Origin of the sequence: Desulfosporosinus cupriresistens (genome assembly GCF_001707885.1) — a bacterium.
GTDB lineage: Bacteria > Bacillota > Desulfitobacteriia > Desulfitobacteriales > Desulfitobacteriaceae > Desulfosporosinus.
This window is the reverse complement of record NZ_MASS01000003.1, coordinates 94,728-120,808: the sequence shown is the minus strand read 5'-3', so window position 1 is coordinate 120,808 and position 26,081 is coordinate 94,728. Positions and strand designations below refer to the sequence as shown.

General features: G+C 43.2%; 17 protein-coding genes. 11 read left to right on the top strand and 6 right to left on the bottom strand.

The features are described from left to right. Positions 1-45 precede the first annotated feature (45 nt). The 3 genes from DSBG_RS02190 (at position 46) to DSBG_RS02180 (ending at position 12,258) form a co-directional block, all read left to right on the top strand. A complete protein-coding gene (locus tag DSBG_RS02190; RefSeq protein ID WP_068962588.1) occupies positions 46-2,718 on the top strand; it encodes a DNA translocase FtsK in 2,673 nt (890 codons plus the stop codon). Between the two features lie 215 nt (positions 2,719-2,933). Continuing rightward, complete coding sequence (locus DSBG_RS02185; RefSeq protein WP_068962587.1) at positions 2,934-11,516, top strand: GH36-type glycosyl hydrolase domain-containing protein; 8,583 nt, start codon at positions 2,934-2,936, stop codon at positions 11,514-11,516. A 19-nt stretch (positions 11,517-11,535) separates the two neighbouring features. Then, positions 11,536-12,258, top strand: coding sequence for a class I SAM-dependent methyltransferase (locus DSBG_RS02180; RefSeq protein WP_068962586.1), 723 nt, complete (start codon positions 11,536-11,538; stop codon positions 12,256-12,258). 262 nt (positions 12,259-12,520) lie between these two features. Here DSBG_RS02180 and DSBG_RS23935 read toward each other — a convergent pair whose 3' ends face one another. Then, positions 12,521-12,649 carry a hypothetical protein gene (locus tag DSBG_RS23935; protein ID WP_009621433.1) on the bottom strand — a complete coding sequence of 43 codons (129 nt, stop codon included), beginning with the start codon at positions 12,647-12,649 and terminating at the stop codon, positions 12,521-12,523. Positions 12,650-12,764: 115 nt separating this feature from the next. Continuing rightward, on the bottom strand, positions 12,765-14,213 hold the full coding sequence (locus DSBG_RS02175; protein WP_068962585.1) for an MFS transporter: 1,449 nt from the start codon (positions 14,211-14,213) through the stop codon (positions 12,765-12,767). Positions 14,214-14,483: 270 nt separating this feature from the next. Between DSBG_RS02175 and DSBG_RS02170 the strand changes: the two genes are divergently transcribed. Then, complete coding sequence (locus tag DSBG_RS02170) at positions 14,484-14,651, top strand: CDIF630_02480 family spore surface protein (protein ID WP_068962584.1); 168 nt, start codon at positions 14,484-14,486, stop codon at positions 14,649-14,651. 92 nt (positions 14,652-14,743) lie between these two features. Here the strand turns inward: DSBG_RS02170 and nifJ are convergent, their stop codons facing one another. Then, a complete protein-coding gene (nifJ, locus tag DSBG_RS02165; protein WP_141694218.1) occupies positions 14,744-18,268 on the bottom strand; it encodes a pyruvate:ferredoxin (flavodoxin) oxidoreductase in 3,525 nt (1,174 codons plus the stop codon). Between the two features lie 136 nt (positions 18,269-18,404). Between nifJ and DSBG_RS02160 the strand changes: the two genes are divergently transcribed. Beyond that, positions 18,405-19,037 carry a ribonuclease H1 domain-containing protein gene (locus DSBG_RS02160; protein WP_068962583.1) on the top strand — a complete coding sequence of 211 codons (633 nt, stop codon included), beginning with the start codon at positions 18,405-18,407 and terminating at the stop codon, positions 19,035-19,037. On the opposite strand, the gene DSBG_RS02155 is transcribed toward DSBG_RS02160, so the two are convergent. Beyond that, the gene (locus tag DSBG_RS02155; protein ID WP_068962582.1) at positions 19,038-19,514 is read right to left on the bottom strand and encodes a DsrE/DsrF/DrsH-like family protein; all 477 of its coding nucleotides are present in this window, start codon (positions 19,512-19,514) and stop codon (positions 19,038-19,040) included. Positions 19,515-19,581: 67 nt separating this feature from the next. Beyond that, entirely contained in the window at positions 19,582-20,895 is a 1,314-nt protein-coding gene (locus DSBG_RS02150; RefSeq protein ID WP_068962581.1) for an aminotransferase class V-fold PLP-dependent enzyme, read from the bottom strand. 289 nt (positions 20,896-21,184) lie between these two features. Between DSBG_RS02150 and DSBG_RS23930 the strand changes: the two genes are divergently transcribed. Further along, the gene (locus DSBG_RS23930) at positions 21,185-21,319 is read left to right on the top strand and encodes a hypothetical protein (RefSeq protein ID WP_282434189.1); all 135 of its coding nucleotides are present in this window, start codon (positions 21,185-21,187) and stop codon (positions 21,317-21,319) included. Positions 21,320-21,488: 169 nt separating this feature from the next. Further along, on the top strand, positions 21,489-22,718 hold the full coding sequence (gene pepT, locus DSBG_RS02145) for a peptidase T (protein ID WP_068962580.1): 1,230 nt from the start codon (positions 21,489-21,491) through the stop codon (positions 22,716-22,718). A 62-nt stretch (positions 22,719-22,780) separates the two neighbouring features. On the opposite strand, the gene DSBG_RS23925 is transcribed toward pepT, so the two are convergent. Continuing rightward, positions 22,781-22,909 (bottom strand): hypothetical protein, encoded by a 129-nt coding sequence (locus tag DSBG_RS23925; RefSeq protein ID WP_009621417.1) that lies wholly within the window; start codon positions 22,907-22,909, stop codon positions 22,781-22,783. Positions 22,910-23,215: 306 nt separating this feature from the next. On the opposite strand from DSBG_RS23925, the gene DSBG_RS02140 reads away from it, so the two are divergent. The 4 genes from DSBG_RS02140 to DSBG_RS02125 all read left to right on the top strand — a co-directional run bounded on the left by DSBG_RS02140 (position 23,216) and on the right by DSBG_RS02125 (position 25,998). Next, a complete protein-coding gene (locus DSBG_RS02140) occupies positions 23,216-23,590 on the top strand; it encodes a hypothetical protein (protein WP_068962579.1) in 375 nt (124 codons plus the stop codon). Between the two features lie 299 nt (positions 23,591-23,889). Next, entirely contained in the window at positions 23,890-24,204 is a 315-nt protein-coding gene (locus DSBG_RS02135) for a hypothetical protein (RefSeq protein WP_068962578.1), read from the top strand. A gap of 100 nt (positions 24,205-24,304) precedes the next feature. Continuing rightward, positions 24,305-24,658: a YlbF/YmcA family competence regulator gene (locus tag DSBG_RS02130; protein WP_083236687.1), complete on the top strand. Its 354-nt coding sequence runs from the start codon at positions 24,305-24,307 to the stop codon at positions 24,656-24,658. 185 nt (positions 24,659-24,843) lie between these two features. Continuing rightward, complete coding sequence (locus DSBG_RS02125; RefSeq protein ID WP_068962576.1) at positions 24,844-25,998, top strand: THUMP domain-containing class I SAM-dependent RNA methyltransferase; 1,155 nt, start codon at positions 24,844-24,846, stop codon at positions 25,996-25,998. The last annotated feature ends 83 nt before the right edge of the window (positions 25,999-26,081 follow it).

The following is a 26,081-nucleotide window of genomic DNA, read 5'->3' as shown; positions in this document are numbered from 1 at the left end:
TAGCTCATCTACCATAATGGATAAGAAGTGTGGAGGTGAAAATGTGTGTCGAAAAGAGAAAACGGCTCAAATTCTTTTTGGTTTAAATTAGTTAGTGTTTTTTTAATGTTGCTCTCCTTAACTGGGCAACTCGGTGCTTTTGGATTTTCTATGGGAAAACCTTTTTATTTCCTGTTTAAAGTGACTATGGGAAGTCTGGCCTGGGCAGGGCCCTTCTTATGTTTTGTATTGGCAATTTTACTCTGGATTTATTCATCAATTTTAATGTCTTTTATGTTTGTGAAATCAGACACACCGTCCACACGATCAAGCGCTAAGGTACCCAGACTAAGAAAACGTAGAAAAACGCAGTCCGCTCAGCAAAGCTCCTCGCAATCGCAAAAGTCAGATTTCAAACAGGATATTGATTCTAAAGGTATCTCTCTTCCTGCCGGGAAACTTGTTAGTTTGAAGGGGTTTAATCAATATTTTGCCTCGCCGGAATGGGTGGATATGAAGGATTCCGATCTTCAGAAGGCTGAAGAGTTGAGAGAAATAGGGAGAGATTTTCCTTCTTATTTTGGGACAGGAGAGTCAGTATTTCCAAAGAGTATATCCAAAATGACAAGTTTACAAGGGCTTAACAAATATTTCGAAGAAGTAGATCAAGAAGAGCGCTTAGAACAGGCGATTCCTCGGCAGGATAACTTGAAGCCAACCGAAATGCCGGGAATACATACTACGGAAGCTGCACAATTTTCTTCAGTTTTTAAGTCTCAGACGGATCAACAAGAGTACTTAGCTCAATTTAAGACAGATGGTAATCCTCTTGATCAGAAAACACTTGATTTCGTGGCAACTTTGAAGGAAAGCAGTAGAACGATTGATGAGGCAGAAAAGCTAGCGCAGGTTTTTGAGAGTTCTGTTTCAAAGACTGGGTTTGAAGAAAAGATAAAATCAATCTTGATTCAAGAGATCATGGCAGAGATTAAGACCGAAGGTAGATCGGAAGTTAGCCTTGAAGTAGTATCTGAGACGAATTCTGAAGAGAAATTGGTCAATGAACCCTCTATAGAATTCGATTTGGAAGATGAGCTGGTGGAAACGGAGAGTACCTCTCTAGAAATGCTTGAGTTTGAAGCTCCTGCGGCCGCCGCTGCAGAGTTAAAACCAAACTATGCGGGACAAGTGGCACAATTAGTTGATCCGATGAAAGATCAACATGAGGGGGAGGGAAAACCTCAGGTTGTAAGTCACGTTGAAAATTGCTTGGCAGATGGGCAGAGCCAGCAGGTCGCCAGTACTGTCGAAAATGACGAAGATTGGAAACCTCCTGATTTCAATCTACTGGATCCTGTCGTACAACGTGTAATTGTACAGGATCCAGATACGCCGATCCAGTTGGAAAAAGTTCTTCTGGATTTTGGAGTGAAGGCCAAAGTTATTCGTGTAGCAAGAGGCCCTGTGATTACCCGTTACGAGCTAGCTCCAGCACCAGGCGTCAAAATTAGTAAGATTGTTAATCTAGCGGATGATATCGCACTAGGGCTTGCTGCTCGGGATGTGCGCATTGAGGCTCCGATCCCTGGAAAAGCGGCGATCGGAATTGAAGTTCCGAATAAGCAGCCGCGTTCAGTGCCATTTAGAGAAGTGCTCGAGACAAGTAGTTTTGGACAATACCCATCAAAATTAAAAATTGGCTTAGGAAAAGACATTGCGGACCAACCCATTATTGCGGATCTAATCAAAATGCCCCATCTCCTGGTGGCAGGGGCTACTGGGTCGGGAAAAAGTGTCTGTATTACGACGATCATCAATTCTATTCTCTTCAATGCAACCCCTGATGAAGTAAAATTCCTGCTTGTGGATCCCAAAATGGTAGAACTCAGTCAGTATAACGGCATTCCGCATCTTTTGGCGCCGGTCGTGGTCGACCCGAAGAAAGCAGCCAGTGCTTTAAAATGGATTGTCAAAGAAATGGAAAATCGGTATGAACTCTTTGCAGCAGCAGGTGTTCGTGATGTCGAACGCTATAACAAAATGAAGGCCGGCGACACGGTTAATTGTAAACCTACCCTACCCTTAATTGTGGTAATCATTGATGAGTTGGCCGATCTGATGATGGTGGCAGCTGGAGAGGTTGAAGAAGCTATCTGCCGCTTAGCACAAATGGCTCGAGCTGCTGGGATTCATTTGGTGATTGCGACCCAACGGCCATCCGTTGATGTCATTACCGGGGTAATTAAGGCCAATATACCCAGCCGTATTTCCTTTGCAGTTTCGTCTCAGATCGATTCTCGTACTATCCTTGATGCAACGGGTGCAGAAAAACTTCTCGGGCGAGGAGACATGCTTTACTCCCCACTGGGCGTGAATAAAGCACTGCGTGTCCAAGGGTGTTTGGTTACGGATGACGAAGTGCAACGGATAATTATGCATTGGAAAGGATTAGGTAGACCCGATTATCTTGATCCGGAGCGGCTTTTCGCTGAAACTGCCCTCAAAAACGAAGAGGGCAATGGACCGGATGACGCCTTGTTTATTGACGCAGGTCAGCTTATTATCAGGACAAATATGGCGTCAGTATCTTTCCTCCAACGCAGGTTAAAACTAGGTTATGCGAGAGCGGCTCGTCTGATGGATATGCTCGAAGAAAATGGGGTCGTTGGAGCGTATGAAGGAAGTAAGCCGCGGCACGTGCTCTTAACCTTAGAGGAATTTAATGAACGTTTTGGATGATAGCGAAGCGCGATAGTTAACCTTCGAACCCTAAAGAAAACACTCTAACCATGATTATTGGTCAGAGTGTTTTTTTGTAGTTTTTACTTTTCGAGCCTCGAACATCGTTGAATCGAGCCTCGATTATTGGCTAGGGTGTTTCTTTATGATGAATGAAGTGGGAGAGAATGGGAATAATGCATAAATGGATGTAAAAAAATAGATGGAGACGAAGAATGAAGTTTTTTACACGGTCAATTACGAAAGCTAAACCATATAAAGATATTGTCTTAAACCGAGAAGACTTGCTTAATCATGCCCAAGAGATTGCTCAATTTTATGCCCATCAGGAAACTAGCCATCCAAAACGAACCTTGTTACCTAGGGTTAAGCAAAATATGAAGTTTCTAACACAGGCATATCGTGAAATCACGGAATACTCTGCGAGGACACAGGATGCTGTTCCAGCAACAGAATGGTTATTAGACAATTTTTATAGTTTAAAAGACTTAAGGGAGGAGATTCAAAGAAATCTCCCTGAAAGATTTGAGCGTCAACTGCCACGTAACGCCAGTGGCGATTTTCAAGGATACCCGCGAATTTACGGGTTATTAGTTGAGCTTATCGAACACACAGATAGCCAATTGCAAAGTGACACGCTCAAAGCGTTTATCAACGCTTATCAGGTGCAAGTGCCCTTGTCGAGTGGTGAACTATGGGCAATTCCCATTATGTTGCGTATTGTCCTCTTGGAAAATATCCGAAGGTTAGCTGAACAAATTCTTTTTACCCAAGCTGAAAGAGAAGCGGCTGATCGCTGGGTGTTGCCCTTATTGGAATCAGAGCATGAGCCAGAAGAGTGGGAAGAAATATTAAAAACTCTTAGTCCGCAAGAAGAATACTCATCAGCCTATGCCGAGCAGCTGCTTAAACGTCTGAGGGATCTGGGTGGAGATGTTGCACCACTTTTACACTGGGTCGACCGAGTTGTCGCCAAACAAGACACAACAATTGAAGAACTTGCCAAGCTTGAACGACAACGTCAGACTATGTATCAAGTATCTATGGGCCATGCTATTTTGAGCATTCATTTTATCACTGCCGAAGATTGGCCTCGTTTTTTCGAGGAAGTCAGTTTAGTGGAAAACGTCTTCACTAAGGACCCCAGTGGAGTTTATAGCAATATGGACTTTGAGTCTCGAGATGCTTATCGTCATCAGGTAGAAAAGATTGCTAGGAGCTTTAAAGTCTCGGAGCTGGTTGTAGCTCGGAAGGTGTTAGCCAGGGCGGAAAAGGCCCATGAACAAGGAGATCCGTTATCTTCGCATGTCGGTTATGATTTGATTGGAGCAGGACGAAGTGCACTTGAACAGGAGTTGGAACAAGACTTTAGGGAATCCCGGAACTTGGGAGGCAAAATCCGGCGTGCGATTTGGAATAAACCAGTATTGTATTACTTCGGCAGTTTGCTAATTGGCACGGGAATTCTATCTTCTTGGGTTTTATTGCACGCACGGCCGGTGAGACCACTTTTTCTGACCTACGTTGCTTTGTTCATGGGTCTTTTGATTTGGGCGAGTAGTTTAATCATTCCGTTAGTAAATTGGGCAGCTTCGAAACTTTTCAGCCCTACTTTCCTACCAAAATTAGAGTTGAGAAAAGGAATTCCTGAAGAATTACGGACAATGGTTGCTGTGCCGACACTCTTAACGAGTGTTGACCGGGTTAGAGAACTGATTGCTGAAATAGAGGTTTATTATCTGGCCAATCGAGATGCGAATTTGCATTTTGCTCTCCTAGGTGATTTTGCAGATGCATCGTCGGAAATAGTTCAAGGCGACGAGGAAGTTATTGCGGTGGCCAGCGCAGCCATTGGTAGTCTAAACCAGAAGTACGGTCAAGATAGGTTTTACTTCTTTCATCGAAAACGAATCTTTAATCCATCTGAAGGGGTTTGGATGGGATGGGAGAGAAAACGTGGCAAGCTTGAAGAGTTTAATTGCCTTTTACGCCAAGATGGGGCAACTAGTTATGATATTCAAATTGGTGATTTATCGATCCTTCCAACCTTTCGTTATGTAATTACACTTGATGCCGATACCCAGTTGCCACAGGGGACGGCTAAGAAGCTGATTGGAACTCTCGCTCACCCCCTACACGCTCCGCGTTTGAGTGAGGATGGAAGAAGAGTGGTGCAAGGCTATGGGATACTTCAACCGCGAGTTGGAGTTTCTATTCTGAGTGCAGGAGCCTCGAAATTTGCACGTATTTTTTCTGGTCGAGTTGGAGTTGATCCGTATACCACGGCGGTATCCGACGTCTATCAAGATTTATTTGGAGAAGGGATTTTCACAGGTAAGGGCATTTATGATGTTGATATATTCCATAAAGTAACTCATAAGGCATTTCCGGAAAATACCATTCTTAGTCATGATTTGATCGAGGGATTATATGCCAGAGCAGGACTCGTGACGGACGTCGAGTTGGTCGATGGTTATCCTGCCAACTACCTCGCTTATATGCGACGACAACACCGCTGGGTGAGAGGAGATTGGCAGCTGTTGCCTTGGCTATTTAAGCCTATCCCATTTGTTTCGCGCTGGAAGATCTTTGATAATTTGAGGAGAAGCTTAGAGGCTCCTGCTCAGTTATTACTTCTGATTCTAGCGTTTACAGTCCTTTCAGGAGAACCTTGGGTATGGGTTGGTATGATTGCCTTGAGTTTTATCTTGCCAATGGTCTTATACATGCTCTGTAGGCTGTTTGCTGAAGGAACAGAACGAGGCAACGTCGGTCAAGATCTTCTGACGCTACTAACTCAGTTTGCGCTTCAGTTTGTATTTCTTCCTTATCAAACTTTCATAATGCTTGATGCGATCATCCGAAGCATCTATCGACAGTTTGTTTCACACCGACACCTGCTGGAATGGGAAACTGCTGCCGATACGGAGAAACGCCTAGACGTTAGTTTCAAATCAATGTTTAGCGCGATGTGGCCAGTAGTTCTATTTATTTTTTTAGCGGTTTTGACTATTAGCTCTTCGTTTCCGAGTAAGGTAGGGCGATTTGTCCCGTTGGCCTTTGCCTGGGTAGCTTCAATTTGGGTTGCTTTCCACGTGAGTTTGCCAAATCTGTATAAAAAGGAAATACTATCGTTTTCGGAACAGCTTGCCTTACGGCGTTATGCTCGAAAAATATGGGCCTTTTTTGAGGAATTTGTCAGTCTTGAGGACCATTGGCTTCCTCCTGATAATGTTCAAATCGAACCACCGAACGGCGTTGCTCATCGGACATCTCCAACAAACATAGGATTAGCCTTACTAGCGAATTTGTCAGCAAGGGATTTTGGGTACATAACGTTAAGGAATGTGTATGAGCGGATTGAACACACGCTCCAAATACTTGAGGGTTTAGGACACTGGAAAGGGCATCTTTATAATTGGTACGATACTCAGAGTCTTGAGCCCTTAGAGCCGCGTTATGTGTCGACCGTTGACAGTGGTAATTTTGTGCTTTATCTATTGACCTTAAAATCCGGACTCGATGAAACGATACGAGAAAAACCTTTGTTTGATCAGCAATATGCACTAGGCCTTAAGGATACGTATGATTTATTGATCGAGGATGTTGGTAAAGATACTTATGAGGACCTTAACAATTTCGGGCAGGCGCTGGATGATATTCTAAGTTCAGAAGAGGCATGGAATCTACAAAATTGGCTAAAGCTATTAGCCCTCTGGCCGGCACTAATTTTAGAACAGGAATTAAGTAAAGAGGGAATGTATTGGGCACGCCGTCTCGATACGATGATCCAGTCCTTTCATCAGGAGACGGAAGATATTTACCCATGGGTCGTTGATTCGAATCATTTAGAAATCCAGACACTCTTTAAGGCGGAGGTTTTCAAAGCTAGTCTGTCTGAACTCGCCAAGTGCTATAGCGATGGACTGAAAGAAGACAGTTTCTCCCCTGAGGTCAAAGAGAAACTCAAGTCGGTACTTTTGAAAATTCAGGATTATGCTCAGCGTTCAGAGGAACTACAGCAACGGCTTGAGACGATGGCAATGTCGACAGAATTTCGTCCGTTGTTTGACGAAACACGTCAACTCTTTTCGATCGGCTATCGTGTTGTAGAGAGCATGCTTGATAAGTCCTATTATGATTTATTGGCTTCAGAGGCTCGCCAAGCGAGTTTTATTGCCATTGCTAAAGGGGATGTGCCCCACAGTCACTGGTTCAAACTGGGGCGCTCTTTGACACTAGCTAAAGGAAAACGAAGTTTAGTTTCCTGGAGTGGAACGATGTTTGAATTTCTAATGCCGCTCCTGGTTATGCGGAATTATGAGCGTACTCTTCTCGATGAAACTTATCGTTCCGTTGTCGAGGTACAAAGGAAGTACGGTCAAGAACAATGTGTGCCTTGGGGTATATCTGAGTCTGGATTTTATGCTTTTGATCCTCAGCTCAATTATCAGTATAAAGCCTTCGGCGTTCCTGGACTTGGTCTTAAACGCGGGTTGATTCAAGATCTTGTGGTCGCGCCCTATGCAAGTTTTTTAGCCTTAATGGTTGCTCCACATGAGGCCCTATTAAATCTTACGCTGATGGAACAAAGGGGGTTTGGAGGGCGTTATGGGTTGTACGAAGCGGCCGATTTCACCAGTGAACGGATACCTGTCGGGCGTCCTTTTATGCTGATCCAGAGTTTTATGGCCCATCATCAAGGCATGAGTTTTTTAGCGTTGGGTAATGTGTTATATGAAAATCGGATGCAGCAGCGTTTACACAATGAAGCCTTAATTCAAGCTGCGGAGCTTCTGCTCCAAGAACGCATACCTGAATCTAGCGCTGCAATTCCGCAACTAGTTGGTGAGCATGTTGTAACAGAACGTCAGATTAAGGGCGTTGATCCGGAAAAAAACCAGTCTATTTCTCTAGGCACTGCAAAAAGTCTTATTCCTGTCACCCACTGTATTTCCAATGGACAATATTCGGTCATGATGACGAATGCTGGGGCGGGGTTCAGTCGTTTTAAGGAGATTAGCCTCTCGCGTTGGCGAGAAGATGTAACACGAGATGAATGGGGTATGTATTTCTATATTCAGAACTTAAATTCTGGTGACGTATGGTCGGCAACCCATCAACCTTGTCGGAACTCTGGTGAGGATTATAAGGTAACCTATGCACCAGATCGGGTTGAGTTCTTCAGGAAGGATGGTAACATCACAACCCGTACTGAAGTGGTCGTATCCCCTGAAGATCAAGCGGAGATGCGTCGTATTTCTCTGACCAATCACAGTAAGCATTACCGAACTGTGGAAGTAACGAGTTATTTTGAGGTGGTCTTGTCTAGGCCAAGTGAAGATTTAGCCCATCCGGCGTTTGGCAATCTTTTTATTCAAACCGAATTTGCGCATGAAGCGTTGTTAGCCTCTCGGAGACCACGTAGCGAAAATCAGACTCGATTATGGCTTATGCACACAGTGGCCACGGAGGGAGAGAAAGTGGGTTCCCTTCAATATGAGACAGATCGAGCGCGTTTTATAGGACGGGGTAGAAGCCTTGCTAAGCCTCAAGCGTTGGATGCAAATCACCCTTTATCGAATTCTGTTGGAGCGGTGTTGGATCCAGTGATGAGCTTACGTCAACGAGTTAAGATTGCTCCTGGACAAACAGTTCGAGTCTCCTTCTCCGTTGGCTATGCGGAAAATCGAGAGGAGATAATCCGTATAGCCGAAAAATACCGAGATCCACTCGCTGTGAATAGAGCGTTTGAATTGGCTTGGACACATAGTAAAATGGAGCTTCGTCATCTAAATTTGACAGCGGCACAGGCCAATGAGGGTTTGAGTCTCGGTGGTCATTTGCTTTATCTGAGCCCCTGTCGTAGAGATGCAGCGGAATGCATTGAGCAGAATCGCAAAGGGCAGTCTTCCCTGTGGCCCTATGCTATATCGGGAGATCTGCCCATCATCCTTGTGCGAGTGAAGGAAGCTGAAAATTCGGATTTGGTGCGACGACTCTTAACCATCCATGAATACTGGAGGCTTAAAGGACTGTTTGCTGATCTTGTCATTCTCAATGAAGATGAGAGCGGATATGTTCAGACCTTCCAGGAAAATCTCCGTGACTTAATTTCGATGGGGCACGCTCGGGATCTATTAAATCAGCCTGGCGGAGTCTTTCTGCTGCAAAAAGACCATGTTCATCCCGACGATGTGACGCTTCTCTGTGCTGTAGCTAGGATGATTTTTAGCGGTGATGGCGGATCATGTTCTGTTCAATTTCGCAAAAAAGGAAAAGTAATTTTTGCGGATGGAGAGCGAGAGGAGACAGATACCTCAGATCAACCACTCCAAATTATCCAGCAGAGAAAAACTGAATATCGTGAAGAAGTAATCGGAGAATCAACTGTTCAACTGCAGTTTGCTAATGGATACGGTGGGTTTAGCGAAGACGGTCAAGAGTATGTTATCGAACTGAAGGAGGGGATGAACACTCCTCTGCCCTGGATCAATGTCATCGCCAATCCAAAGTTTGGTTTTCAAGTATCTGAATCAGGGGCTGGCTACACATGGTCGCTCAACAGTAGGGAGTACAAACTCACTCCTTGGTCAAATGATCCAATTCTGGATCCGACGGGGGAAGCCTTATACTTACGTGACGAAGAGACTGGGGAAGCGTGGTCTGTGAGTAGTAATCCTAAACGCGAAAAGGGTTCTTATACAATTCGACATGGCCAAGGGTATTCAATCTTTGAGCATCACAGTCATGGACTAAAACAAACCATGCGCCTCTTTGTCCCTGTTCAAGAGCCGGTGAAGGTCATTGAATTAGTGCTTTCGAACACGACGGATCAAAACTTACGCTTAAGTACCGTCTATTATGTAGAATGGGTGATGGGCGTAGCTCGCCAACAGACTGCTCCGTATCTGGTCACGGAATATGATGGAGAACGTAACATCTTTTTTACTCGCAACACATATCAAGAAGAGTTTGTTGGACGGATAGGTTTTTTAACTGTCTTTGGGGCGGAAGTAAAAAGTTATACCGGGGATCGTTCCGAATTTATCGGGCGTAACGGGAGTTTGGAAGATCCTATAGGGTTAAAGCTAGAACAATTCTCAGACACTGTCGGAGCAGGGCTTGATCCTTGTTCTGTTCTGCAGCTCATGTTCTCCGTGGCTCCTGGTGAGACTAAAGTCCTAACTTTCTTACTGGGTGAAACAGAAAACCGCCAAGAGGCGGAGAAGATCATATCAGCGTATAAACAGCCTGAGAAGATCGCTGAAGCGTTTGAAGAAGTCAAGAAGTATTGGGATCAGGTTCTGGGAACTGTTCAGGTTGACACACCTGATCCGTCCATGAATCTCCTTTTAAATCGCTGGCTTCTCTATCAGACCGTTGTCTGCCGCGTATGGGCTCGTTCAGCGTTTTATCAGTCAGGGGGAGCCTATGGCTTTAGAGATCAATTACAGGATGTGATGGCTCTTGTCTATACGACTCCGGAGGCTACTCGTGCACAAATTATTCTTCATTGTGGTCATCAGTTCTTAGAAGGTGATGTGCAGCATTGGTGGCACGCCGGAAAAGGAAAAGGAATACGGACAAAATTCTCAGATGATTTGCTCTGGTTACCTTTTGTTACCACCTATTATATTGAGCGCACAGGAGATAAGGATATTTTAGATGAAACGAATGTTTATCTTGAGGATCAGCCCCTGAAAGACGATGAAGATGAACGATATTCTATTCCATCAATTTCCAACCAACAGGGAAGTGTGTATGAGCATTGTGTTCGTGCCCTCGAACGAGGGCTGCGTTTCGGCGAACATGGATTACCTCTAATCGGGTCTGGAGACTGGAATGACGGATTTAGTCGAATTGGCCCCAAAGGAAAAGGGGAAAGTGTGTGGCTAGGATGGTTTTTGTATCTAACTTTGACTCGTTTTGCTTCTCTTTGTGATGAACGCCAGGATCTCGAAAGAGGAGCCCGCTATCGTTTGATTGCCGAAGAACTCCAACAAAATATCGAACTGCATGGTTGGGATGGCGGATGGTATCGGCGGGCTTATTTTGATGACGGGACTCCTTTAGGATCTTCTCAGAATGCAGAATGTCAAATCGATGCTATCGCCCAGTCTTGGTCGGTTCTATCTGGAGCAGGCAAATCGTCTCGTGCCAAGGATGCGATGCTGGCCTTAGAACACTACTTGTGGCGAAAAGAAGACGGTGTCCTTCTCTTACTTACGCCACCCTTTGACAAGTTTTTGCCCGATCCTGGTTACATTCAAGGGTATGTCCCAGGGGTCCGTGAAAATGGCGGACAGTATACACATGCAGCAACTTGGGCGATACTGGCTTACACCAGTTTAGGAGAGGGAGATAAGGCTGCAGAACTATTTCAAATGTTAAGCCCCATCCATCACGCCCGTACAGAACATGAGGTGAATCGCTATAAAGTCGAACCTTATGTTATGGCTGCAGATGTTTACGCTATCCACCCACATGTAGGCCGGGGAGGATGGACATGGTATACTGGAGCATCCGGGTGGATGTATCAGGCAGGGCTAGAGGGGATTTTAGGTTTTAGACGCCAAGGGGACAAATTAGTTTTAAATCCTAGTATTCCAGGTCGCTGGCCAGGCTATCACTTAACTTATCAGTATCAAACGGCTCAATATGAGATTATCGTCGAGAATCCTAAGGGTAGAATGAGCGGGTGCGAGCGGATCACTTTGGATGAAGAAGTATTACAAGAACCTGTCATTCCATTAAAGGATGATGGTCAAGTCCATACAGTCCGGTTGACCCTGTAAAGAGGAGAGGAAGATTAGAGTGGATTTTTACCGTGCTTTATCTGAATACTATGATGAGATCTTTCCGTTAAAGGAAGCACAAAAGAATTTCTTACAGGATTATCTAAGACAGGAATCACTGACATCAGTATTGGATATCGGATGTGGTACAGGAACATTTGCTTTGGAATTAAGTAAAACCGGCATACACGTGCTTGGTGTAGATTTAAGTGCAGAGATGATTGAGAACTCTAGAAAAAAAGCTCGTGAGACTGGAAGCACCGCTAGGTTTTCCTTAGCAGATATGCGGGACCTTAAGGGTATAGAGCAACAATTTGATGGAATCGTTTGCCTAGGAAATACGTTAGCCCATGTGTCCGGGGAAATTGAGCTAAAACAAGTTTTAACTCAATTTCGGGAAAAGGGAACCCATTTATTATTACAAATCGTCAACTATGATCGTATATTGGCTAAGCAAATTAAGGAGCTACCAATAATCAAGACAGCACACCTAATCTTTCACCGATTTTACACGCATCGATCGGATGGAAAATTGGATTTTGTGATGGAAATAGAGATTCCGAACTCGAAAGAGACTATCTCTGGAGCCAATGTTTTGTTCCCAATAAAATGCGATAGTCTAAAAAAAGCTCTATTTGAAACTGGTTGGGAAGTATCAGGTCTGTGGGGAAACTTTGATCATGAACCTTGGACTGAGGATTCTCCGGCAACCGTTTTGGCTGCGAAACGTTTACCTGGGTAAATCGAGGTCAATCTAGGTCAATACTTGAGTCTCTTACTTGACTTAAAGAAGAAGGCCAGTAGCCTTATTTTCGGTAAGGTTACTGGCCTCTTGACGTAATAACACTGTCTTTCTCCAGGAAAAGGTTATAGCCTATTGTATTGACCAACAGAAAATTTTAAAAGAAGTCGAAACAATCTGATAATTGCCCTTGGGGATCTTCTTAATCCTTAGAATATATAGTTACTTAGTTAAACATTAGTGCCTCAGTAGTGTCTATAAATTACAAATTAATTTTTAACTCCGGAGGCTTGACACTCTTAATCTCACAATCCTCGCATATCTTTAAACCTTGAACTTCAGACAGCTCCTCTTGTGGAACTTCAGCACCACATTTTTCGCATTTAGCCATTACGATCACCTCCCATTAAATCTCAGTTGGGTAATTAGTTTGTAGATCCAGTTAATGGTTATATTAATATATTTTAGCTGAATTTCATAGTCCTATCCCTTACAATTGTGTATCCCTATGTTTCAGATCGCGTGTAGCCTTTTCGATTGAGAGAAATCAAAGCAGCTATAATGGCAATACCCATCGAGGTCAACATAACAATACGGTAAGCGCCAACAAAAGCTGTAGCTTGTTGGACAGCTGTTGGGATATTTATGCCTTTAAGGAAGCTTGCTTCACGGTTTTCGAACAATGAAACTGAATAGGCAATACCGATGACCATGCCAACATTTCGGACAAGGGCGTTTATCCCACCGGCAACGCCTAATTTGTTGGGAGGGACGGAACTCATGACGCTACTATTATTGGGAGATTGAAAAAGACCAGCTCCTAAACCCATAAGCAGAAGACCGGGGATGATTTGCCAGTACAACGAAGCAATAGTCATCGTCGAAAGGTATAAGAAGCCAACTGCAGTAACAAGCAGTCCACTAGTGGTTAGGATGATTGGACCTATACGGTCAGAAGCATACCCGCTGATCGGAGCGGTAATCGCCATCATCAGTGGAAAGGCAGTCATCAGTAATCCTACTTGGGTTGGATTATAATTTAAAACATGTTGTAGGTAAAAAGGCATAAGCATAGTATTTGCAAACATAGCTACGAAAGAGAAAAAACCAGTGATATTGCCTATAAAAAAGGGGCGGATCCGAAACAAAGAAAGATGAATCATCGGGTTTTTTACCCGCAGTTCCGTATAGAAAAAGAGTCCTAAAAGAATAGTTCCGATAACTAACCCAAAAAGAATTGGAGAGGTTTGCCAACCCCAATCTTGACCATTGCTGACGGCAAATAAAAGGCTTATCATACCAAGGGTGAAAAAAAGGGCGCCTACAAAATCAAATGTTTCATTGTTTTGTTGCGGGTTATCTTGGGGAAGAATAATCTGAGCGGCAAGATAGCCCAGAATCCCAATCGGTAGATTAATATAAAATATGGAACGCCAGCTTAAGAGGCCGACGAGAACTCCACCAAGAGCTGGGCCAGTTAAGCTTCCTAAGGCAACAACAGTTCCGGTTAAGCCTAGGGCGCGTCCTCTTTCTTTAGGTGGGAAGTTAGCAATAATAAGTGCTGCACTATTAGCCATTAGCATCGAAGCCCCAAGGGCTTGGAGAACGCGCATTCCGATGAGAAACCAAATATTTGTAGCTAATCCACACAAAATTGAGCCGAGGGTAAAAATTAAAAATCCTATTGAGAAAACACGTTTGCGCCCTACAAGATCAGCAATACGCCCAAAAACAGGAAGTAAACTGGAGATGGTTAATAAATAGGCGGTTACGACCCATTGTAAGATTGAAAGATCTGCCTGTAACTTTATAGAAATGGTGGGTAAGGCAACATTGACGATACTGCTATCTAAGGTGGACATGAACGTGCCAATCGAAACGGTTGCTAGGATAAACCAGCGGTACCGAGGCGAAGTTTTTACACGTGTTGAAATATTGTTGTCGACTTGATTCATAGCTGAAAGCTCCTTCCGTTATCTGATCATTGCCTTTTGCTAGGTTAGATCAGTTTCACTTTGTGTTTTAACAAAAGCGAATTTAAGGAAATTGAGGAAAATCTAGATCTAAATATACCATAACACTAATAGTTTGGATACTGACGTAAAACAATATTATATGTTTCGACAACTTCTCACTCTGGTGTTGATTCGCAGAGGATTTAGGCCCTATTGGAATGTTATCGCTCTAGATTGATCATACTAACTAGGAAGGAGGGATGTCAATTTATGAGCATTAGTAATGATCAGGAACGACAAAAACCAAGACCGATCGAACAGCATACAACAGCGGCTTGGGCAAACATTGAAAGAACTAAGGAAATATCAAATGTTGCAATCCCAAGCGAAGTTGAAGTGGGGAATGCTAAAGAATGGGTCGACTCAAATCAAAAATAGTATTATAGTTTACTTATACTCACCGGATATCAAGGGATATAACGAGCGGGTCGCTAGGTGCGCCCGCTCGTTATATTTGCTTTCTGAGGTTCTTAATACTGCATTTCAGTCAGCCGTTTGTAGGTTTGATATCGTTCTTTGGCATGGTACTCAGCCTCATTAAACAGTTCGTCGGCAATATCAGGGAAAGTAGATATTAACTGAGAGTAACGGCCTTCACCAAGGATGAAGTCCTTGAACGATCCTGAAGGTTCTTTGGAATCCAAAATGAATGGATTCTTTCCCTCTTGCTTAAGCAGAGGGTTGTGGCGGTAGAGGTGCCAATACCCTGCCTCAACCGCTTTCTTTTCTTCGGCTATTGTGGTTCCCATACCGGTCTTAATCCCGTGATTGATGCAAGGAGAGTAGGCAATCACTAGAGAGGGCCCTTTGTAATTTTCAGCTTCTGTAATAGCTTTGAGCGCTTGATTCATATTAGCCCCTAGAGCAATCTGTGCTACATAGATATAGCCATAGCTCATCGCCATCATACCCAAATCTTTCTTGCGGATCTTTTTGCCCGCTGCAGCAAATTTCGCTACTGCAGCAGTCGGTGTTGCTTTTGAGGACTGGCCTCCCGTGTTAGAATAGACTTCTGTGTCTAGGACGAGGATATTGATGTCATCACCAGAAGCCAAGACATGATCTAATCCTCCGTAGCCAATGTCATAAGCCCAGCCATCTCCGCCGATCATCCATTGTGATTGCTTGATAAGGTGATCTTTTTTAACCAAAATTGATTGCACGAGCTCTTTAGAGGACTCGGGAGCAGTTTCCAGAGCGGCCAACACTTTTTCCGTTGCAGACTTTGAAGCTTCACCATCATCTTTTCCGGCCAGCCATTCCTGGAAGGCTTGCTTAAGGTTATCTGGGATCGAGGTCTCTAACGATTTTTGCATTAGAGTTGCCAAGTTGTCTCGCACCTGTTTAGCGCCAAGGAACATTCCATACCCATATTCGGCGTTATCTTCAAACAGCGAATTTGCCCAGGCAGGACCCTTGCCCGCAGAATTTGTGGTATAGGGGACAGAAGGAGCACTGGCGCCGTAAATCGAAGAACAACCTGTGGCGTTGGCGATCATCATGCGATCTCCGTATAATTGAGTAATGAGCTTAACATACGCTGTTTCTCCGCACCCAGGGCAAGCGCCACTGAATTCGAACAGTGGCTGCAAAAATTGACTGCCCTTGACACTTTTGGGATCCATTAGGCCTTTTTTCTCAGTAATAGTGGTGGCAAAGTACCAGTTGTCCGTTTGGGCATTGATCTGAGGTTCAGCTTGTCCCATGACTATAGCTTTTCCTGGCGCAGGACAGACATCAGCACAGTTGCCGCAACCGGTACAATCTAACGGATCGACTTGAATACGATAGTGATAGCCTTCTAATCCTTTGCCGAGCGGTTTTTTAGTCAGGAAAGTCTCCGGCGCTTTAGCCTGCTCCGCTTCATCGAGGAGAAATGGTCGAATAGTAGCGTGTGGACAGACTAAGGAACACTGGTTGCATTGGATACACTTGTCAATTATCCACTCAGGAACCATGACAGCAATTCTGCGTTTTTCATAAGTAGTTGTCCCCACGGGGAAGGTGCCGTCCTCCATGCCTACGAAGGTACTGACCGGAAGATTGTCTCCTTCGTTGCGGGCCATGGGACGTTGAATGTTCTTGATGAAATCTGGTTCGTCAACTGTAGGGTTTTTCTCTGATTCAGCGTTAGCCCAAGATTCAGGAATAGATACCTTTTGTAAAGATTCTATGCCACGATCTACAGCGGCAATATTCATGTCTACAATCTTCTGGCCTTTTTTTCCGTAAGTTTTCGCAATGGATTCTTTTAAGTAGTTTACGGCATCGTTAACAGGAATGACATTGGCTAGCTTAAAGAAGGCAGCCTGCATAATCATATTGATCCTTCCACCGAGACCAATATCACCGGCAATCTTTACGGCATCAATAATATATAGATTAATCTTGTTTTTGGCAATATAACGTCGCATTGTGGCTGGAAGTTCCCTATCTAACTCTTCAGATTTCCAAGGACAATTCAAAACAAATGCCCCATTAGGTTTTAGACCGTTTAATAAATCATAGTTATAAATAAACGATTTGTTATGGCAGGCAACGTAGTCGGCATGAAGCACTAGGTAGGTAGACTTTATAGGCTTCTGACCAAAACGCAAGTGAGAAATGGTTGTGCCACCGGATTTCTTACTGTCATAGGAGAAATAACCTTGGGCATACAGCGGAGTTTTATCGCCGATGATTTTAATAGCAGATTTGTTGGCCCCGACTGTCCCATCTGAACCTAAACCGTAAAACTTGCAACCGATGGTTCCTTGGGGAGCAGTTTCAACAAGATCGACTTCGGCAAGAGAGGAGTTCGTGACATCATCCGTGATACCAATCGTAAACCTTTTCTTAGGCTGAGCTTGTTTGAGATTTTCAAAGACCGCAATGATATGGGTAGGGCGAGTGTCCTTAGAACCCAGTCCGTACCGACCTCCAATGATGAGGGGTTTCGTTTCGCTATTGTAAAAGAGATCGACAATATCCAGGCATAAGGGTTCAGCAAGTGAGCCCGGTTCTTTAGTGCGATCAAGAACAGCAATCTTTTTGACTGTTTTGGGGAGAACGTTCAAGAAGTATTTTTCCGAAAATGGCCGATAGAGGTGAACTTTAATAACCCCGACCTTTTCCCCTTTAGTCAACAGATAATCAACAGTTTCCTCAATCGTCTCGCAGACAGAACCCATGGCGACAATAACGTTTTCCGCATCTGGAGAACCGTAATAAACAAAAGGATGATACTCTCGACCTGTAATTTGTTTAATTTCTTGCATATAGTTTTCGACGATATCTGGTACTGCATTATAGAAAGGATTTGCAACTTCCCGACCTTGAAAATAGATGTCAGGGTTTTGGGCAGTTCCTCGGGCAGCAGGGTGTTCCGGGGTTAAAGCATGGTCACGAAAGGCTTGAATTCCTTTCCAATCAACAAGCTTGGCAATGTCCTGCTCGTCAATTAGCTCGATCTTTTGAATCTCATGCGAGGTTCGGAACCCATCGAAAAAATGCAGAAAAGGAATTTGTGATTTAATCGTACTGAGATGAGCTGCGTAGGCTAAATCATGGGCTTCCTGAACACTAGAAGAGGCAAGAAGCGCAAAACCTGTTTGACGACAAGCCATCACATCTTGGTGGTCGCCAAAGATAGACAAGGCATGTGCCGCAACAGCACGAGCACTTACATGAAAGACTGCAGGCAACAGTTCACCGGCAATTTTGTACATATTGGGGATCATTAAGAGAAGACCTTGCGAAGCGGTGTAGGTGGTCGTGAGTGCTCCGGCGGCTAGTGAACCATGCAATGCACCTGCGGCGCCAGCTTCAGACTGCATTTCAACTACTTTAACAGGTTGACCAAACAAATTCATTTTTCCATGGGCTGACCATTCGTCGACCCCTTCAGCCATCGGAGTTGAAGGGGTAATAGGAAAGATGGCAGCTACTTCAGTTAAGGCATACGAGGCGGTTGCGGCGGCTTGATTTCCATCCATGGTTTTCATTGTTTTAGACAAGAGAGCAGTCCTCCTTTATTTTTGGTTTGTGTTTTACTCAGCTTTGACCTATTATTTTGATATTAGAAGATTTTAATTCATTGCAAAGTTTCTTTGATAATAACATTAATTGCCTACGGTTAAGGGGGGACGAGCATTGGGTAAAAAAAATTATTATGCAGTTAAAGAAGGGGCTAAGTTGGGAATCTTCAGTAACTGGCCGGAATGTCACGCATCGGTTAAGGGATACAAAGGAGCTGTGTTTAAAGGCTTCGAAACGAAAGCCGAAGCTCTGGAGTGGCTAAATGGTAGGGAAGAGGTTCTTGTGGATCTCAAGGTAAAGAGCACTTTAAATGAGCTGCCTGATTCGATAGATTCAATTGATTACGAAGTCTATACAGACGGAAGCTATTCCAATGGTAGGTATTCCTATGGCTATGCCTTTATTAAGGATGCCCAGGTTGTTTTTGAAAGTAATGGGGTCGGTGATGACCTGGAAGCCGCAAAAATGCGAAATGTCGCAGGAGAAATTGCGGCAGTAAGGCATGCTGTGGAAAAAGCTAAAATACTTGAGGCACGCATCCGCATTTATCACGATTATTCCGGCATCTCCTTATGGGTCACTGGAGATTGGCAAGCGAAAAATAAATTCACACAGGCATATGTAAAATTTATGCGTGCGCATCATGGGCTGTACGAATTTAAAAAAGTAACCGGCCACAGTGGAAATCGCTTTAACGATTATGTAGACCGGCTCGCTAAAGAAGCTTTGGGGATAAGTACTAAGTAACTAAATGAAAAGTTGCATGTCTGAGGCCAGGGCATCGACTAAGTACTCTTTTGCCGTAATGATTTCAACTTCTGGAAGCAGTTCGTCTTCTTTAAAGCCCATGACATCCACGGATAATTTACAGGCGTAAAATTTAACGCCTTTTTTCCTCGCTCCATTGAGAAAGTCCGTTAGGGAAGGAGTTTTGTCTTCTTCCATCATTTCCAGAAGCATTTGTTTTCCTAGACCGGCCATGTTCATCCGTGAAAGCGGCAACTCCTCAGGTCCTTTAGGAGTAACCATACCGAACATACTTTCGTATATGCTTTTGTCTTCGGACGTCGCTTTTTCAGGGTCGCGAATGAGAAAAAGTCCCCAAAATGCGAAGAACATGGTCACATCAACATCTAGTTCTTTGGCAGTGTTCGCGAGTAAAAGTGCGGCTAACGCCTTATCATATTCGCCGCTGAACATGAGAAGGTTCATTTTCTTGCTCAATTTTTACCCCCTTTATGGTGCTTATTCAAATCTATTATAAGTAGAAATAGAAAATATATAACATTTATCAGATGTAAGTTGTTGGATGCTTAATAATTCTTTCAAGCCATTGGGTTAAGAGATCAATCTCGGCAAAATCATTGTATAATCCAAAGCTTACCCGAACGATTCCTGGACGGGGAGCGTCCGCACTTTTTCTGTAGAACTCCATTTGTTTCGGGGAAATAGATAAAAGCTTTTGTATATAGGGTTGGGTACAAAAACATCCGGTGCGAACCGCAATGCCCGCTTGATTAGATAAAATAGTTGCAACTCGTTCATGGGCAATCCCTTTAAGATTGAAAGGGATAACCCCAATTCGAGGTTCACCTATCGCGGTTTGGGAGTAAAGCGTAATGCCCGGGATTGATTGAAGCTTGGAGTTGGCATAGTTGGTAAGTTGATTTTCATAGTGATCAATGTTATGCATTCCTAGAGCCGTTAAGGTTTTAATTGCCGCTACAAGTGCAACAACGCCCATGACGTTGGGAGAGCCCGCTTCTTCTTTGTGGGGTGGTTTCTCCCATACTACCCAATCATGGGTTACGGTTTCTGCGGTACCTCCGCCTACGAATTCAGAGATGCCGTGTTTAAACGTTTCTTTTGGCCCGATGAGTACCCCAGTGCCAAAGGGGGCGTACATTTTATGAGCAGAGAAAGCGAGATAATCAATATGGTGAAGCGGATTTTTGGGGTTCATGTTCACGGGATTGTGAGGAACCAGTTGAGCGCCATCAACTAGTATTTTCGCTCGATAACGGTGGGCAAGTTCAGCTATTTTATGTATGGGGTTGACATAACCTGTAACATTGGAGGCTCCGGTAACGGTAACGAGTTTGACATTGCCCTTATGTTTAATTAATTTGCTCTCCAGATCTTCGAGGCTTAACTTCCCCGAGAGGTCCGTCTGAACATAATCGACTTGAAACTTGTTTCTCCACGGGAGGTCGTTGGAATGGTGCTCCATCCAAGTAGATAAGATAACACTTTTCTTTTTTCCTTCCCAGAGACGATAAGATAATTTGTTGATGGCTTCCGTTGTATTTTTGACAAAGATTACTGTATCTTGAAAAGGATCGGCATTAACAAATTTCAGGACCACAGACCTAGCTTCTTCAAAGAGTTGCGAAGAATACTGTGATTTATAACCTGTGCCACGATGAATGGAAGAGTACATAGTGGAGAATTTTGCAATTTCCTCCATCACCGAAACTAAGGGAGGGGTCGAAGCCGCGTTATCGAAATTGATGGCTGTTGTTAATTGACCGTTGTGGAGAGGGATCTTTGTGTCTGCTCCGACAACTAGATTCCTGTAATTGGATCGCGACAACTTATAATTCATACACTCACCTCTATCTGTCAATATCAAAGGCATTATTTCTCTTCCCATGATATTTAAATAGCTTAGAAAAGGTGACAGAAATAGGGTAACACAGTTACAAGAACGTATGTTCCTATCAACAATACTCTAACCTTAAACCTTTCTGAACGAGTCTTCTTAGTCGGTATAAGCTGTCAGTTGTTAATAAAGTTTGGGGCAAGTCAAGTTTTTTCAAAGTTACATGATATCCGTACGACTGCAACATACTAACTATTGTGTTACTAAAAGTAGAGTTGACATGGAGGTAAGTATGAAAAAAACAGGAGAGACCCAAAAGCATACTAAAGGGCTTGCCAGTGCCAAGTATGATTCTAGAAGTGCGGAATTCAAACAAGCTCAGAAAAAAGCTAAAGGGGACAATGTGACGTCAGAAAATGAGGGTTAAGACTCCAAGACTAGAAAAGCCTCAAGCCTATGGGCTTGAGGTCTAAATTTAGTTAAATAAGCAACTTAATTTATACTGGGTATATTTAGTTAGATGAATATTGAACTAAGCTTCCTTATGTGAAATTAAATGGTTAAAGTAGTGCTGATAGATGTGGAGGATTGTATAAATGATGGACGTTACGGAAAGATTTTTGAAGTACGTTAAGTTTGATACTCAGTCAAATGAAGAGGAAACTGTCCCTATAACGCCTGGACAGATAGAGTTCGCCCAAGTTCTTGTTGAAGAATTAAAAACAATGGATTTGGAAAATATTTATTTGGATGAAAAGGGCTATGTAATGGCCTATTTGCCAGCCAATATAGATAAGACAATGCCGGCACTTGGTTTTATTGCCCATCTAGACACCAGCCCCGATATGAGCGGTAAAGGAGTTAGGCCCCAAATCATTGAAGATTATGACGGCCTAGACATTATTCTAAATCATGAAAAAAATATCATATTATCGCCGAGGGATTTTCCGGAACTCAAAAATTATCTGGGAAAAACTCTGATCACAACAGATGGAACGACATTATTAGGAGCAGATGATAAAGCCGGGGTTGCTGAAATTCTGACAGCAATCGATTACCTAAAAAAACATAGCGAGATTCCGCATGGTAAGATCTGCATCGCGTTTACACCAAATGAAGAGGTAGGGAGAGGCGCAGACCATTTTAATGTAGAAAGATTTGGAGCAGATTATGCGTATACAATCGATGGTGGGCCGATTGGAGAACTGGAATATGAAAATTTTAATGCCGCAGGAGCAAAAATGAGATTTCAAGGAAGAAATATCCACCCTGGTTCTGCAAAAGGCAAAATGATTAATGCTATCTTGCTAGCTCAGGAATTTATCGACCAGTTACCAAAGGCTGAAACACCGGCAGAGACGGAGGGGTATGAAGGATTTTATCATATAACCAATATTCAAGGTGAAGTCGAAGAGGCTGAACTTCGTTATATCATACGGGATTTCGACTTGGTCTCATTTGTAAAAAGAAAAGAAAAAATGCTGCAGATTGCCGCTGAAATCAATAATAAATACGGAAAAGATACGGTGACTATTGAGTTAAAGGATCAATATTTTAATATGAAAGAGAAAATTGAACCGGTAAGACATATTGTGGATACTGCTTCAAAAGCGATGAAAGCGGTGGGCGTCGTTCCAGACATTCGTCCAATTCGAGGAGGAACTGATGGGGCAAGGCTTTCCTACATGGGCTTACCTACCCCTAATATTTTTACTGGAGGACACAACTTTCACGGCAAATATGAATTCATTCCTACGTTTGCCATGGAAAAAGCAGTGGAGGTTATTCTGAAAATTATTGAGATGTACACCGAAAATAAAGAGTAAAATTTATGTTATTTGTTTAGTAGGTTCGTGGAATGGGAACAAATTCGAAAAAGGACCGGGTTTTAAACCCGGTCCTTGGAATTATTAGTAGCGCTTGTAGGAACCTTTTTCTTGTCATTATCTGAATTGGCGCGGTTGTCATCTACATTGGCGGCATGGGTTCTTGATTTGTCAGTTCTTTTATTGCTCATCTATTCTATCTCCTTTCACAAATAAGTGGGTGTTTCTGTTTCCCTTAGAGTTTCCCGAATTGGTTGATCTAATGCGCCCTTGCTTCAGTCTAACAGTGACCCCAATTGCCCATTCGGATGCCCGCGGCTCTACGAGTCATAAATAAAAAATGCAATTGATATTCTTAATTTAATATGGTATAATGAAAAGATTAATAAATCGAATTCATCTTCAAAACAAGAGCAATATGACTAGCGGGATGACGAGCAGAATTCCCAATGGCTGTTGCTTGTTTTTATTTGAGACACTTTGAAAGGAGTTAAACAATGAGCAACAATATTTCTACCAATTCTAAAAATGAGACAATGGAGATTGCTAGGTTAATAATTGAGAGGTATTTGAAAAGACGGTTAAAAGAAACAGAGATTGTGCACCACCTTAACGAGGTTAATGATGACGACAGAACAGCAAATCTAGCGGTGTTTATTGATATCGCTCATCACGTTAAATTTCAAAAATCTAAAAGGAAGTCTCAGTATGTCCCTGAGGTTGGGCGAACTAGAACAGCAATAGAAGCAAACATGTTAGAAAAGTACGGCATAGTGTTTTATGGACCTTTATATACAAGCGATAGAGAGAGAATGCTTAAACAGCTGGCAGAACGTACAAAAAGAGAACTGGGCTTACTTAAACAAGCATAAGAGCTGTAAGATCCTTTCCTGCTGCGTGTTCGTGCTCGTTTATCAAAGCTTATGACTTTTTTAGTTGTTTTCTTCCTCGAGACGGCCCGGAATGGGCCGTCTTTTTGGTACTATCAGAAAGTATAAACTTGCGTTATATACTGCAAGAAGGGCTAATCCGTGCGAAGACAGTGTATTCGTCTAAGCATAAGGGCAACTAGGCAGCCGTCTTCGCTAAGGCTTGGCGCCAGCCAAGTTTTCTTTATATAATGAAAAGAAAATAACGGAGCAGATTAAAGAAAACTAAAGGGGTTATTAAAATGGCAAAAACGATAGGGGCATATGTCAACGTGGCACTAGTGGATTATGATGAATCAATGAAAAACCATCTGATTGAATTATTGAAGGAATCATTACGAGAGCAAGCAACAGAATACATTTTCGAAAATACTTGGGAAGTGGCAGAAAATAAACGTAAACTTTATAAGAATGAGGATGGAGCACTATTGGAGATGCAAGATGAAACGAACGGAGACCCGTCGTCTTCACAAATCAGTGACCCAAGAGAAATACTTGAAGTTATGACTGTCAGTCTAACTGTTAAAGTAGAAGGAATTTCTGAGAATAACATGTAAATTACTTAATGTACTTTGCAAAATCGTATCTTTGGTTAAAAGGTAGATTGTTGGCAAAGAATAGGTAGTAGGAATCTTTGAATTTATTTAGGGAGGAATTATGGATATGGGCCAACTTGAGGAGATTATGCAAAAGAGCACTGAGCTCGGTAAATCGATCGCTCACACAACCATTTATCAAGATTATAAGAAGGCAGAGTATGACCTGCTTCATAACTCGGAAGCTCGTAAGTTAATTGAAAATCTGCAGAAAATGAAGCAGGAGCATCATGGCAAGCAAATGGCTGGAATTGAATTGAGTAAAGAAGAACAGAAGGCAATGGAAGATATGGAAAATCTCTGTATTAAAGATCCTCAAGTTCTGTTAACTAATAATGCAAATACAAAGTTCCAAGAGTTTATGGAGCAGATATCGGCAAAAATCAAAGAAGGGATCAAAAGCGTCGACAAATAAAAGAGGAGACGGGCTATGCTCTGTAATCAAAATGCCTTAGCCTGTGAGCACAATTAAACCGTGTAATTCAAACTTGCCATTTAGTCTTACAGCACTTATGATAGTACAGGATAAAGATTATATGCATATTATGCGGTCAATGTTGGTGCGTTTATACCGTCTAATATTAGAGAGGTTGAATCCAAATGGCAAAAATTGAGCTGATTGCCACAGCCGCTTTTGGTTTGGAATCCATTGTCGCTCGTGAACTAAAAAAACTGGGGTATGATGAGTTAACTGTAGAAAATGGGAGAGTCTTGTTCACTACTGATGAGCTGGGAATTTGTCGAACAAATCTCTGGCTGCGTAGTTCTGATCGTGTTTTGCTTAAAATGGGCTCATTCAAAGCTCGGACATTCGAAGAACTTTTTCAGCAAACAAAAGACTTACCATGGGAGGACTGGCTTCCGGAAGATGCAAACTTTCCAGTCCAAGGAAAGTCCATAAAATCTCAGCTCTTTAGTGTTTCGGATTGTCAGGCCATTGTTAAAAAAGCGATTGTGGAACGCCTCAAAGCACGTTATGGTCGGAGTTGGTTTGAAGAAACGGGCCCTCGTTATCAGATCGAAGTTGCGCTTCTCAATGATACTGTAACGTTAACCATTGACACATCTGGATTGGGTTTGCACAAGCGCGGATATCGGCAACTTGCGGGACAAGCACCTCTTAAAGAAACTTTGGCTGCAGCCATGGTACAGCTGAGCTTCTGGAATAAAGAACGTGCGTTAATCGATCCATTTTGCGGAACAGGAACTATTCCTATTGAAGCTGCTTTTATTGCCCAAAATCGAGCGCCTGGTCTCAAACGCAGTTTTGCAGCAGAAAAATGGCCCAATATGCCTAAAGCACTTTGGCAAGAAGCCTGGCAGGAGGCACTCGATCTTTGGGATCGCAAAGTGTCATTGCACATCTATGGCTCAGATATTGATCCCAATGCTTTGACCTTAGCTCGCACACACGCCCTTCAGGCAGGGGTAGAAGATGTGCTACACTTTCAGCGACTACCGGTCGCAGAAGTGCGTTCTCGGTTTAAATATGGGCATATGATCGCCAATCCACCCTATGGAGAGCGACTTGGAGATGTTAAAGAGGTCGAAGGGGTTTATCTTGAACTCGGTGAAACGTTTAATCGTTTGGAAAATTGGTCCTTGCATATGCTTACGACTCATCAATTCCCTGAACGATTAATCGGGCGACGCTGGGACAAAAGCCGAAAGCTCTATACCGGAAGGCTTGAATGCCATTATTTTCAGTTCTTTGGTCCGCGTCCACCACGGTTACCATATCAAAACGGGCAATAAAAGAAAGGTCTTTTACCAGTTACATGCGTAGAAGACTCTCTCTTTTAAATTTTGTGGCCTGACCATCCGGCTGTTGGCATTTG